This window comes from Vibrio sp. VGrn 2, assembly GCF_009361695.1.
GTDB classification, from domain to species: Bacteria; Pseudomonadota; Gammaproteobacteria; order Enterobacterales; family Vibrionaceae; genus Vibrio; species Vibrio diabolicus.
Window position 1 is genome coordinate 111,372 of the sequence record NZ_RBWD01000011.1, and the last position, 12,759, is coordinate 124,130.

A 12,759-nucleotide genomic window follows, 5' to 3' on the forward strand; every position below is an offset into this window, starting at 1 on the left:
AAAGGTTTAAACGATGGATCAGTTACTCAATTGGCTTTGGGATGGTCAAGGCGGTTATGGCTATGTCGTCTTGTTATTAATTGCTAGCGTGTGCGCGTTAGCACTGATCTATTTGCACTTTCAAACATCACTTAAGCAACTCGTAACGGATTCACCCTATCCAGTCATAGTGCTGGATACTGGCCATGCTCAGATCTTGTTATCTAACCAAGCTGCGATGCAGTTATTAGGTATTCGCTCTCTAGGCACGGGATATTTGTATCCCGCTTTATTCGATATTCGTGAGCTTGAGTCGTTTCTCGACAGTGTCTCTAGTCGTCATTTTAGCCAGCAGGTATTTGATTGGCGCTTATCTGAAAGCGAATCTATCAAGGTGGAGTTGTCAGGAAGAAAGAGTTTGCTGCGCAATCACCGTGTTTGGATCATCTACGCGCAGCTATATCAAGCCACTCATCAAGAGCAGCAACAAGAGCTTGCGCAATTAACGATTGCCCGTTCGGCACTAGACTCACTCTCTGAGTTAATTTGTACCCAAGATCGCCAAGGGAATTTATTAACGACGAACCGAGCATTTGATCAATTTTGGGAAGGGCGAAGGGAAGAAGCCTGCGCATCAAAGGCTTCCATGGGCGAGGCTACCAGAAAGAGTGAGCGCAAGTGGACGACGGATCCACAAGGTCGCAGTTGCTTATTGGAAGTGAATCAAAATTCCCTTGTGTCACCGAGTGGTGAGCTTATCGGTACATTATCCATTAGTCATGATGTGACCGAGTGGCACAAAATGCAGCAAAACCTGAGAGATGAAATGGAGCGCCGTAAAGATACAGAAGTTGCGTTGGCGCAAAGGGATACCATCTTACAAACTATTCTTGACGCTAGCCCTGACTCTATCGGTATCTTCAATGAGAATATGGTCTATCAAGCGTGTAATAAACCGTTCGTTAATGCATTAGGTATTTCAGACGTGTCTGATTTGATCGGTAAGCGCCTTCAAGATGTCATTCCTGAAGAGATGTACGCTCGCTTAGCTGCTAGTGATTTAGATGCATTGCGTCAGTCAGAGCCTGTCCGATACATAGATAAAGTCGTTAGCAGTGATGGCAAAAGTACGTGGTTTGATGTGGTGAAATCGCCCTTTAAAGATAAAGCTTCAGGAACGAATGGTGTGCTGATCATGGCGCGTGATATTTCTGAACGTTACCTTGCCGAACAAAAGTTGGAGAGAGCCAATTTAGAGTTAGAAAAGTTGAGCTTTATGGACAGCTTAACTCAGGTATCGAACCGACGCCGCTTCGATGAACAACTGCAGGTACTATGGTACCACCATGCCCGCGAAAAGCTGCCGCTCACTATCATGTTGTGTGACATCGACTTTTTCAAAGATTACAACGACTGTTACGGCCATCAACAAGGTGATGAAGCATTGGTCAGTGTTGCTACCGTATTCACAAAAGTCATCAATCGCTCTTCGGATTGTGTTGCGCGTTATGGTGGTGAGGAGTTCGGTTTTATCCTGCCGAATACCACAACGGAAGGCGCGAGCAATGTAGCGCAGCGTATTCATGAACAAATTCGACAACTCGATATGGAGCACGACAGCTCAGAAGCATCGGAACGTCTCACGGTCAGTATCGGTCTTGTCTCTTATATTCCTCAACATGGTGATGAACCGGAAATGGGTATTGCCATGGCTGACAGTGCGCTATACCAAGCCAAAGCGGATGGACGTAATCGCACCTGTATTCACCCCAGTTCTTGCTAACGCTTTGTGACCGCTTGCTCTAAGTTGATAGCTGATTGTTTAAATCGCCGTATTAAACACGTTAAACTTACCGAAGCCTGTGCGTTCGTTGGTTAACTTATCTTTTTATCTTGTTTAGCAAGCGCAGTTCGCACTACGTATTTTTCACTAATCACACAGACCTAAATTGCGTTAGGCCGAATATGTCTGCTCGTTTTTTATCATTGAAGGGCAACATCTAGCCAGCACCATGGAGTAGTTAATGAAACCCATGAAAAATCTCGCCCAGTATTATGTCGACTTGCTAGTCAAACTGGGGATTGTTCGTTTCTCGATTTTGCTGGCCCTTGCGCTGGTGGCATTAGCCGTTGTGGTGCAGGTGGGGATTACTTTAGCTCTCAAGGGGCGAGTCGACGATATCGACATTGTCCGTTCGGTGTTTTTTGGTCTCTTGATTACACCTTGGGCGGTTTATTTTCTTTCTGTTGTTGTTGATCAGCTAGAAGAGTCTCGCCAGCGTTTAACCAAGTTGGTGTCCAAACTGAAAGACATGCGCTCGCGAGACCAAGAACTGAATTATCAACTGCAACAAAACATCGAAAAGCTCAACCAAGAAATTGAAGAGCGTATTAAAGCAGAAGAAGCTCGAGAAGAGGCGATGCAAGATCTCGAAAACGAGGTGTTCCAACGAGAGCGTACTCAGTTAGAGCTGGCGGAACGCACTGCACTACTGCGTTCATTTATTGATGCCTCGCCAGACTTAATTTACTACCGCAATGCCGATGGTGTGTTCTCCGGTTGTAACCGGGCAATGGAAGAGCTAACAGGCAAGAAAGAGCACCAGTTAGTCGGATTAAGCCCTTGGGATGTGTATAGCAAAGAAATCGCTGAGCACATCGTTGATACTGACCAAAAGGTCTTCGCCGATAATCAAGCCATCACTTACGAGCAGTGGCTAGAGTATCCTGATGGACGCAAGCACTACTTTGAACTGCGTAAAGTGCCGTTTTACAGCAAAGATGGTCGTCACCTTGGATTGGTAGGTTTTGGCCGTGACATCACTGAACGTAAACGTCATGAAGAGTCGTTAGAGAAAGCAAGCCGTGATAAGACTACTTTCATCTCAACCATCAGTCATGAACTGCGAACGCCACTAAATGGCATTGTGGGTTTAAGTCGCATGCTTCTCGATAGTCCGTTGACAGAAGAGCAGCGCAAACACATGCAGACCATCAATGTGAGTGCGATTACGCTAGGAAACATCTTCAACGATATTATCGATATGGATAAGTTTGATCGCCGCAAGCTAGAACTATTACCTGCGCCACTTAACTTCGAAGACTTCGTCGCTGAGATTGAAAGCATCTCTGCTTTGATGGCGGAGCAAAAAGGGCTGCGTTTTGACTTAGAACGTTTGAGTGATTTACCAAAAGCAATTGAAGTGGATGCGACCCGTTTGCGTCAGGTAATTTGGAACTTGGTCAGCAACGCAATGAAGTTTACCAAAGAAGGTGGCGTTGTGATGACGGTGAGCGCGGATGTAGAAGACGATTTTGCGACCATTATTATGGAAGTGGAAGACACAGGTATTGGTATACCTGAAGATGAGCTCGATAAAATCTTCGCCATGTATTACCAAGTGAAGTCGGGCAAAGACAACCTACATGCGGTCGGTACAGGCATTGGTTTGGCGGTATCTAAGCAACTGATCAATATGATGGATGGTGACATTACTGTCGCTAGTGAAGAGGGTTTTGGTAGTACTTTTACCGTATCGATTCACGTTCCTATTGTGGAACTCGAAGAACCTGTCATTGATGCAAAACGCGACAATATGCATCTCAACATCTTTATGGTCGAAGACATTGAGCTTAACGTCACTGTTGCCAAATCGTTGCTTGAGAGCTTAGGGCACTCCGTTACCGTGGCGATGACGGGACAAGAAGCGCTCGTGAACTTTGTGCCAGAAAAATATGACTTGGCGTTGTTGGATATTCAGCTGCCTGATATGACGGGGTTTGATGTCGCAAATTATTATCGCGAGCATTATAACAATCTGCCTCCATTGGTCGCCCTAACAGCTAATGTGATGAAAGATCGTCGTGAATACTTAGATAACGGCATGGATGATGCCATCAGTAAACCGCTTGCTGTGAACGCCATTCAGTCTGTAATTGATAAATTCTTCGCGCATCAGGTAGAGCAGCAAGAGCAACCTGAGAGCGTTCCAGAAACAGTGGAAGAGCCGACTCCTTCTCCTGTGATTGAGACACACTTGCTCGATATGGATATGTTAGAGTCTTACGTCGACATTGTTGGTGCCAAGCCGGTCTACGACAGCATAAAAATGTTTGAAGACATGATGCCAGACTATATTGATGTCTTAGACTCAAACATGACGGCAAAAGATCAAGATGGGATTGTTTCTGAAGCGCATAAAATTAAAGGCGCTGCAGGTTCGATTGGCCTCAAACGTATCCAAAGTGTGGCGCAGAAAGCGCAATCTCCCGATATGCCAGCATGGTGGGAAAACATTTCAGACTGGGTTGAAGAGATCAAAAATGAATACCAAAACGATATTCAAGTCCTCAAAAGTTGGTTGGAACAAAGGAAATAACATGAAAAAAATCGCACCGTTGGCGTTGGTTATAGCATTGATGGCTGGCTGCAGTTCCGTTCCAAGTGTGAACTGGCAACAAAACAGTCAGATTACGATTAACCAGGTGAATGTCGAGCTCAAAAGTAACTTATGGGTGAACCTGATGCCGACCGTTGGGGAAGTGCAAGAGCAAAGCATTCAAGGATCACTTTACCTTGAAGGAGACCAGTTACTCCCAGCCAACCTGACTGCCGAAGCGCTTATCATCAAGCAAGGGGAAAAAGAGTGGTGGGTGGATGAAGACTCTTTAGAAACTCGAACTCATAGTGAGAGCCAATGGGAAGTAGCTTTCACGTCTCAGGTAGACGCAGACACAGAAAAATCGGTTGATATCGCGGTACTTTTAGACGACGCAGGTAAACAGCGCTGGTTAGTGGAAAAATACGTGAAGATTAACAAGGTTTATTAGACTCAGTGATTGTCCGCTAATTGCTAAACCCAAAATAAAAGGGCTTGCTCAATGAGCAAGCCCTTTGCGTATTAGCGATTCAATTAGTCTTCTAGATCGCCACAGAAGCGGTAACCTTCGCCGTGGATAGTCGCGATGATTTCAGGAGTGCCTGAAACAGACTCAAAGTGTTTACGAATACGACGAATCGTTACGTCTACAGTACGGTCATGCGGCTTAAGTTCACGGCCAGTCATCTTCTTAAGAAGATCGGCACGAGTTTGAATCTTACCTGGGTTTTCACAGAAGTGAAGTAGAGCTCGGAACTCAGAGCGAGGGAGCTTGTAGCTATCACCAGCAGGGCTTACTAGAGAGCGGCTGTTGATGTCCAGTACCCAACCATTGAATTCATACTTTTCTACTGAGCGTTTCTCTTCTTGCACCGCGTTAGAGCTCATTGAGCGGCTAAGTAGGTTGCGAGCACGAATAGTCAGTTCACGTGGGTTGAATGGTTTAGTGATGTAGTCATCTGCACCAATCTCAAGACCTAGGATCTTGTCCACTTCATTGTCACGGCCTGTCAGGAACATTAAAGCAATGTTCGCTTGTTCGCGTAGTTCACGCGCTAACAGAAGGCCATTCTTGCCTGGAAGATTAATGTCCATAATAACCAAGTTGACTGAGTTGTCAGACAACACTTGGTGCATCTCTTCACCGTCACTGGCTTCAAAAACAGCGTATCCCTCTGCTTCAAAAATACTCTTAAGAGTGTTACGAGTTACTTGCTCATCTTCAACGATAAGAATCTGCGGGGTTTGCATTGGCGGTACCTAAATTTGTGACAAAATTGTGCTAATAGAATAAATTCTAGGCAAAAATATAACATACAGGTAATGTGATTTTGATAATAAATCAAGTTGATCAAAAAAACACTTCTTTCAGTTATCCGCCCTCCATGGAATTTTGCCAACTCACCAGTATCCAATGGCGACGTTTATTCTAAAGGGCTTGTTTACCTTTCATTTCCCGCTTTCTGTGGGGCCTGAAACGTAAACACCCTAAGATATGGAGCGGATTTTATATTGTTAACAGCATGCTAACAATGCTCAAATGTTAATTCCATTCAGTTTGTTGATTTATATCAATTGATGAAATGTAACTGTTATTAATCGTTTAAGACTTATGATAGAAAAAAGTAATACGAACATAGACGCATCGTTATGGAATGCTTATTCAGAATCTTTTTTCAGATTCGAGGCCGAGTGGTGCGTTTCAAACTACGCTGTGATAACCGCTTGGAACCCATACAGTAATTTGCGGTCCAAAGAAGAGAACTGCATAAGCAATCAAGCATTAGAAACACTGCTACAGCACGTTAATTACGCGCCTATCACAGTAGGTGACAGCTCTTTTACATGGTATGAGGAAAGCTTTGCCGTCGAGTTATCACCAGAGGCGGCGGTCGCATTGGCGAATGACTTTCAACAAAACGCGATTTACTACGTCATTGATGATCAACTTTACCTTATTGCGTGCTCACAGCCGAAAGTGTTGCATAAGTTAGGCTCCCTTAAGCCTCGACTCGTATAGGAAAGGATACTACTCACCGAAGCACTGCTTGGGTGAGAAAATTCACGGAGGAAATATGAGAGACATTACACCCGATATTTGTGACCAATTTGAAGACCAAGTTACCCTGCTTACTTTGCCACTGCAGAACTTTGGTCAACGCACCGCTTTTTACGGAGAAATTGTCACAGTGCGTTGCTATCACGACAACTCAAAAGTACGTGAAGTACTGGGCGAAGATGGAACGGGGAAAGTATTGATTGTTGACGGACATGGTTCGTGTCAGAAAGCATTGCTTGGCGATCAATTAGCAATACTCGGAATAGAAAATGGGTGGGAAGGCATTATTGTCTATGGTGCAATACGCGATGTAGCACAAATATCTCAGATGGACATTGGCGTGCAAGCACTTGGTACCAATCCGTTTAAGACAGAGAAGCGAGGTATGGGAGAGGTCAATGTGACTTTAACGATGCAAAACCAAATCGTGCAGCCGAAGCATTATGTGTACGCTGATTGGAATGGTGTGTTGATTTCAAAGCAAAAATTAGATTTCTAAAAACGAAAGCCTAAACCTACCTCAATACCTTGTTGCCAATCTTGGTAATCAAGAGTCGCGTGAAGATCCAGTTTATCGGTGATTTTTACGCGACTTGAGACTTCAGCTGCGAGGCTGCTGTCTTCTTGGCGAATACCTTCCGCAGTCTCATTCTTGTAAGAGCGAACCGAACTTTTTAGTGTGACACGATCATTGAAGTGATAGCTGATCCCACTCAAAAAACCGCTTTGGTTTTGGGTTGGAGAGTTGTTGACTCGTGCACCGACGTAAACGTCTACTGAGTCAAATAGTTCGTACGCATAACCCGTGTCGATATTCCAAACATCGAAACTGTCAGATTGATAGCTGTCGCTGGAAATAAATAGTTTATGAGGAGAAGGGGATGTTTTGCCTGGAAGAGGCGGAAGCTCGTTTGCTAGACAAACGCCAGGCACAAAAAACAGCAACAGAAAAAGTCCTCTTTTCATGCTCACCACTCCTTGTGTCAACTTTTTTATTAGTATGTGCCCAAAGCTTCTCACTATTAAAGCATAGAATATGAAAGCTAGCTCACCTATTTTCTAAATAATTCGATCCTGTGAACATAGGTCACAGTTAAGTTGTTGTTAAGTGTCAACAACTCCCTTTCATAATTTGATCTTACGCTTTATGACGAAGATCAGACTAGTTATGGAGTAAAAAGTGAGACTGATGACGATGGGATGAGCCCCCTACAAAAATAAGCGACAGATTTCCTAACGAGCAATAACATCCAATTAGCTTTAAATATCAATAAGATTGCTTAGCAGAAATCGCTGTAAGACTGAAAAATAAACAATTTTTTGTTGACTATGAATCGGAAACTCGGTAAACGTAGGGTTAAGCAAACACAATTAACGTTGAATATTTATTTATGCCATCTAACAGCCTAGTAGTAATGACCACGACCATTATTATTACCGACACGACACATGTTGGGGCAGGCTGCTGAGCGAAAGAAATTCACAAAAAAGGCCTGTATCCAACAAGATACAGGCCTTTTTTTATGCTTTTTTATCCAGAATTTAGACAAGTTTGAGAAGATATACCGGAGGAAGGGATGCGAGTATTGAAGTTTGGCGGTTCATCACTAGCTGATGCAGATCGCTTTTTAAGAGCGGCAGACATCATTGCCAATAACGCTCAACAAGAAGAAGTGGCTGTTGTTCTTTCAGCCCCAGGTAAAACAACAAATAAGTTGGTTGCAGTCATTGAAGGCGCGTTGCGCAATGGTGAAGCAGAGCTGCAAATCAAAGAGTTGGATGAATCGTTTAAAACGCTCTTCACTCAAATCCAAGCAGTACTCCCCAATATTGATGGTTCAGCTTTCGATAACCAAGTGAAAACCTCGCTATCTCAATTACGTCAATTTGTTCACGGCATCAATCTATTAGGTATGTGCCCAAACAACGTAAATGCGCGCATTATTAGTAAAGGTGAGCGTGTTTCCATTCAGTTGATGAAAGCTGTCTTGGAGGCGAAGGGACAACAAGCGAGCTTGATCGATCCTGTCGAGTATCTGTATGCCCAAGGTGATCATCTTGAAGCTATGGTTGATGTGGATATTTCAACACAAAACTTCCGTCAAAACCCCCTTCCTCAGGGTCATGTGAACATTATGCCGGGCTTTACAGCTGGCAACGAAAAAGGAGAGCTTGTCACGCTTGGTCGTAATGGCTCTGACTACTCGGCAGCGGTTCTTGCTGCCTGCTTACGCGCAGACTGTTGTGAAATCTGGACCGACGTTGATGGTGTATACAACTGTGACCCACGTTTAGTCGAAGATGCTCGCCTACTTAAATCACTAAGCTACCAAGAAGCGATGGAGCTTTCTTATTTTGGTGCTTCCGTTCTGCACCCGAAAACCATCGCCCCTATTGCTCAATTCCACATTCCATGTCTGATCAAAAATAGCTTTAACCCTCAAGGTGCAGGTACTCTTATCGGCCAAGATACTGGTGAAGATAATCTTGCGATCAAAGGTATAACAACACTTAACGACCTAACCATGGTTAACGTATCAGGCCCTGGTATGAAAGGGATGGTAGGTATGGCGAGCCGTGTATTTGGTGCGATGTCTTCTGCTGGTGTATCTATTGTTCTGATCACTCAGTCTTCTTCTGAATACAGCATCAGCTTCTGTATTGAGGCTGAAGATAAAGCGAAAGCGCAGCAAGTGCTGGCAGATGCGTTCGAGCTAGAACTGAAAGATGGCTTACTAGAACCGGTCGAGTTTATTGATAATGTTTCAATCATTACGCTTGTTGGTGACGGTATGCGCACATCGCGTGGTGTGGCTTCTCGCTTCTTCTCTTCTCTTGCTGAAGTGAACGTGAACATCGTGGCGATAGCACAAGGCTCATCAGAACGTGCGATTTCTGCCGTTATTCCAGAAGACAAAATTTCTGAAGCGATCAAAGCGTGTCACGAAAACCTATTCAACTCGAAACACTTCCTCGATGTGTTCGTTGTTGGTGTCGGTGGTGTGGGTGGCGAGCTGGTGGATCAGATCGAACGCCAACAAGTCAAACTGGCTGAGAAAGGCATTGTGATTCGAGTTTGTGGCTTAGCAAACAGCAAAGGTCTTTTGCTTGATAGCGAAGGCTTACCGCTCGAGCACTGGCGTGATCGTATGTCAGCAGCCACAGAAGAATTCAGCCTAGCGCGTCTGATTTCTTTGGTACAACGCAATCATATTATCAACCCAGTATTGGTTGATTGTACCTCCAGTGAAGACATTGCTAAACAATACGCCGACTTCCTAGCGGCAGGTTTTCATGTTGTAACACCAAACAAAAAAGCAAACACAGCAAGCATGGCGTACTACCATCAGCTTCGCGATGTGGCTCGTAGCTCCCGTCGTAAATTGATGTATGAAACAACCGTAGGTGCAGGCCTACCGGTTATTGAAAACCTGCAAAACCTAATTTCTGCAGGCGATGAACTGGAGCGCTTCAGCGGTATTCTTTCCGGTTCTCTTTCTTATATTTTCGGTAAGTTAGATGAAGGAATGAGCTTAAGTGAAGCGACGAATATCGCAAAAGAAAATGGCTTTACTGAACCAGATCCTCGTGATGATCTGTCTGGTATGGATGTCGCGCGTAAGTTGTTGATCCTAGCTCGTGAAGCGGGCATGTCACTAGAGCTTGAAGATGTTGTTGTTGACCAAGCGCTACCGCCAGGTTTTGATGATTCAGGCAGTGTTGATGAGTTTATGGCGCGTCTCCCAGAAGCGGATGCTTACTTCAAAGAGTTATCAGCTAAAGCAGCAGAAGAAGGCAAAGTACTGCGTTACGTTGGTGAAATTAACGAGGGCAAGTGCACAGTAAGCATTGCTGCGGTGGATGAAAACGATCCGATGTATAAAATCAAAGACGGTGAAAACGCACTGGCATTTTACAGCCGTTACTACCAGCCAATCCCACTTGTGTTACGTGGCTATGGCGCAGGTACTGAGGTAACGGCTGCGGGTGTATTCTCTGACGTGATGCGTACTTTAGGTTGGAAACTAGGGGTATAACAAGAATGAGTTCAAGTGATATGGATGTAGTGGTTTATGCCCCAGCATCAATTGGTAATGTAAGTGTTGGTTTTGATGTATTGGGGGCGGCGGTGTCTCCAGTGGATGGAACCTTGCTAGGTGACAGAGTGCAAGTTAAGGTAGGGACTGAGCCGTTCAGTCTGAAAACTGCGGGTCATTTTGTCTCTAAGTTGCCTACAGAGCCAAAAGAAAACATCGTTTACGATTGTTGGCTGGTGTTTTCTCGCGAGCTAGATAAAAAAGGTGTTGAGCTAAAACCACTTGAAATGACGCTAGAAAAGAACATGCCAATAGGCTCAGGTTTAGGCTCAAGTGCATGTTCTATCGTGGCGGCGCTGGATGCCTTAAACCGATTCCATGGTCAACCGCTGAATGAGACTGAGCTGCTAGCACTGATGGGGGAAATGGAAGGCAAAATCTCTGGTGGTATTCACTACGATAACGTCGCGCCGTGTTACCTTGGTGGTGTTCAGTTGATGCTTGAAGAGCTTGGTATCATCAGTCAAGAAGTGCCTTGTTTTGATGATTGGTACTGGGTCATGGCGTATCCGGGAATCAAAGTATCAACAGCAGAAGCGCGTGAGATCCTACCATCTCAATACCGCCGACAAGATATCATCGCTCATGGCCGTCACCTTGCGGGCTTTATTCATGCGTGTCATTCTGGTCAGCCAGAGCTAGCTGCAAAAATGATCAAAGACGTGATCGCAGAACCGTATCGTGAGAAACTGCTTCCGGGCTTTGCGAATGCACGTCAATACGCTGTATCAGCAGGTGCGTTAGCAACCGGTATTTCTGGCAGTGGTCCAACACTGTTCAGTATTTGCAAAGAGAAAGATGTCGCTGAGCGAGTTGCTCGCTGGTTAGAACAGAACTACGTACAAAACGAAGAAGGATTCGTCCACGTTTGTCGTCTAGATAAGCAGGGTTCGAAAGTAACAGGAAGTGAGCTATGAAGCTTTACAATATAAAAGAAAATGATGAACAAGTTTCCTTTGGCCAAGCCGTTCGCCAAGGGTTAGGCCGTAACCAAGGTCTATTTTTCCCATCGGAATTACCAAAGTTTGAAGACGTTGATGCGCTACTGGCAGAAGACTTTGTTTCTCGTAGCACTAAGATTTTATCAGCGTTTATCGGTGATGAGCTGGCGGAAGAGCAAGTCAACGCGCTTGTGGACGCAGCGTTCCAATTCCCGGCGCCAATCAATCAAGTCAAAGACGGTGTTTACGCGTTAGAGCTTTTCCATGGTCCAACGCTGGCATTTAAAGATTTTGGCGGTCGCTTTATGGCGCAATCTCTTGCGGCGGTATCGGACGGTGGCAAGATCACCATTCTGACTGCGACTTCTGGCGATACTGGCGCAGCCGTTGCGCACGCTTTCTATGGTATGGAAGGCATCAACGTTGTGATTCTTTACCCGAAAGGCAAGATCAGCCCACTGCAAGAGAAGCTATTCTGTACGCTAGGCAAGAACATTCACACTGTCGCGATCGATGGCGACTTCGATGCGTGCCAGGCACTGGTTAAGCAAGCTTTCGATGATTCCGCACTGCGTGAAGAGATCGGCCTGAACTCTGCAAACTCAATCAACATCAGCCGTTTGATGGCGCAAATCTGTTACTACTTTGAAGCAGCCGCGCAAATGAGTAAGGAAGAGCGTGAAAACCTAGTAGTGTCTGTACCAAGTGGTAACTTCGGTAACCTGACGGCAGGTCTACTGGCAAAAGCGCTGGGTCTGCCGATCAAACGCTTCATTGCTGCAACCAACGCCAATGACACCGTGCCACGCTACTTAGAAACAGGTAAGTGGGAGCCAAAAGCAACGGTTGCAACGACATCGAACGCAATGGATGTAAGTCAACCGAACAACTGGCCGCGTATTGAAGAGCTCTGCCGAGTGAAAGAGTGGGGCCTAGAGACACTAGGTAAAGGCGCGGTTTCAGATGAGCAAAGCGCACAATCTGTGAAAGACTTGTACTCATTGGGCTACCTATGTGAACCGCACGGTGCGATTGCTTACCGCGTTCTTGAAGAGCAACTGCAAGAAGGTGAAACCGGTCTTTTCCTATGTACTGCGCACCCAGCGAAGTTCAAAGAAGTGGTGGATGACATTTTGCAATCTGACATCGAGCTTCCTGCACCGCTAGCGAAGCACGCGGCGATGGAACTGCTATCGGAAGAGCTAGACGCAGACTTTGATGCATTGAAACAAGTACTGCGCCGTGTACAGTAATTATTAAAATGATGAACGACGAAAGGTGAATGAGCAATCATTCGCCTTTTT

At 45.2% G+C, this 12,759-nt stretch carries 11 protein-coding genes and 1 other annotated feature; of the genes, 9 read left to right on the forward strand and 2 right to left on the reverse strand.

The genetic code is table 11. The annotated features are described in order from the left end of the window. The first annotated feature begins 13 nt into the window (after positions 1-13). The 3 genes from D8S93_RS17525 (at position 14) to D8S93_RS17535 (ending at position 4,809) form a co-directional block, all read left to right on the forward strand. Positions 14-1,762: a sensor domain-containing diguanylate cyclase gene (locus D8S93_RS17525; protein WP_152814493.1), complete on the forward strand. Its 1,749-nt coding sequence runs from the start codon at positions 14-16 to the stop codon at positions 1,760-1,762. A gap of 241 nt (positions 1,763-2,003) precedes the next feature. Continuing rightward, positions 2,004-4,358, forward strand: coding sequence for an aerobic respiration two-component sensor histidine kinase ArcB (arcB, locus tag D8S93_RS17530; protein ID WP_047009095.1), 2,355 nt, complete (start codon positions 2,004-2,006; stop codon positions 4,356-4,358). 1 nt (position 4,359) lies between these two features. Beyond that, positions 4,360-4,809 (forward strand): hypothetical protein, encoded by a 450-nt coding sequence (locus tag D8S93_RS17535; protein WP_006742686.1) that lies wholly within the window; start codon positions 4,360-4,362, stop codon positions 4,807-4,809. An 83-nt stretch (positions 4,810-4,892) separates the two neighbouring features. On the opposite strand, the gene arcA is transcribed toward D8S93_RS17535, so the two are convergent. Next, complete coding sequence (arcA, locus tag D8S93_RS17540; protein ID WP_005381824.1) at positions 4,893-5,609, reverse strand: two-component system response regulator ArcA; 717 nt, start codon at positions 5,607-5,609, stop codon at positions 4,893-4,895. 361 nt (positions 5,610-5,970) lie between these two features. On the opposite strand from arcA, the gene D8S93_RS17550 reads away from it, so the two are divergent. Continuing rightward, positions 5,971-6,378, forward strand: coding sequence for a DUF3293 domain-containing protein (locus D8S93_RS17550; RefSeq protein ID WP_031780532.1), 408 nt, complete (start codon positions 5,971-5,973; stop codon positions 6,376-6,378). A 55-nt stretch (positions 6,379-6,433) separates the two neighbouring features. Then, positions 6,434-6,916: a putative 4-hydroxy-4-methyl-2-oxoglutarate aldolase gene (locus tag D8S93_RS17555; RefSeq protein WP_005396309.1), complete on the forward strand. Its 483-nt coding sequence runs from the start codon at positions 6,434-6,436 to the stop codon at positions 6,914-6,916. On the opposite strand, the gene D8S93_RS17560 is transcribed toward D8S93_RS17555, so the two are convergent. Then, entirely contained in the window at positions 6,913-7,383 is a 471-nt protein-coding gene (locus D8S93_RS17560; protein ID WP_152814495.1) for a ribonuclease regulator, read from the reverse strand. The genes D8S93_RS17555 and D8S93_RS17560 overlap by 4 nt on opposite strands. 425 nt (positions 7,384-7,808) lie before the next feature. Here D8S93_RS17560 and thrL point away from each other — a divergent pair, with 425 nt between their 5' ends. From thrL to thrC, 4 genes are all read left to right on the forward strand, one after another. Next, positions 7,809-7,886 carry a thr operon leader peptide gene (gene thrL / locus D8S93_RS17565; protein WP_074192076.1) on the forward strand — a complete coding sequence of 26 codons (78 nt, stop codon included), beginning with the start codon at positions 7,809-7,811 and terminating at the stop codon, positions 7,884-7,886. Continuing rightward, positions 7,822-7,941, forward strand: a sequence feature (Thr leader region). (Overlaps the previous gene by 65 nt.) Positions 7,942-7,994: 53 nt before the next feature. Continuing rightward, positions 7,995-10,454 (forward strand): bifunctional aspartate kinase/homoserine dehydrogenase I, encoded by a 2,460-nt coding sequence (gene thrA, locus D8S93_RS17570; protein WP_074192050.1) that lies wholly within the window; start codon positions 7,995-7,997, stop codon positions 10,452-10,454. A gap of 20 nt (positions 10,455-10,474) precedes the next feature. Continuing rightward, complete coding sequence (thrB, locus tag D8S93_RS17575) at positions 10,475-11,431, forward strand: homoserine kinase (protein WP_152814545.1); 957 nt, start codon at positions 10,475-10,477, stop codon at positions 11,429-11,431. Next, positions 11,428-12,708 carry a threonine synthase gene (gene thrC, locus D8S93_RS17580; protein ID WP_152814498.1) on the forward strand — a complete coding sequence of 427 codons (1,281 nt, stop codon included), beginning with the start codon at positions 11,428-11,430 and terminating at the stop codon, positions 12,706-12,708. Before thrB ends, thrC begins: the two co-directional genes overlap by 4 nt. Positions 12,709-12,759 lie beyond the last annotated feature (51 nt).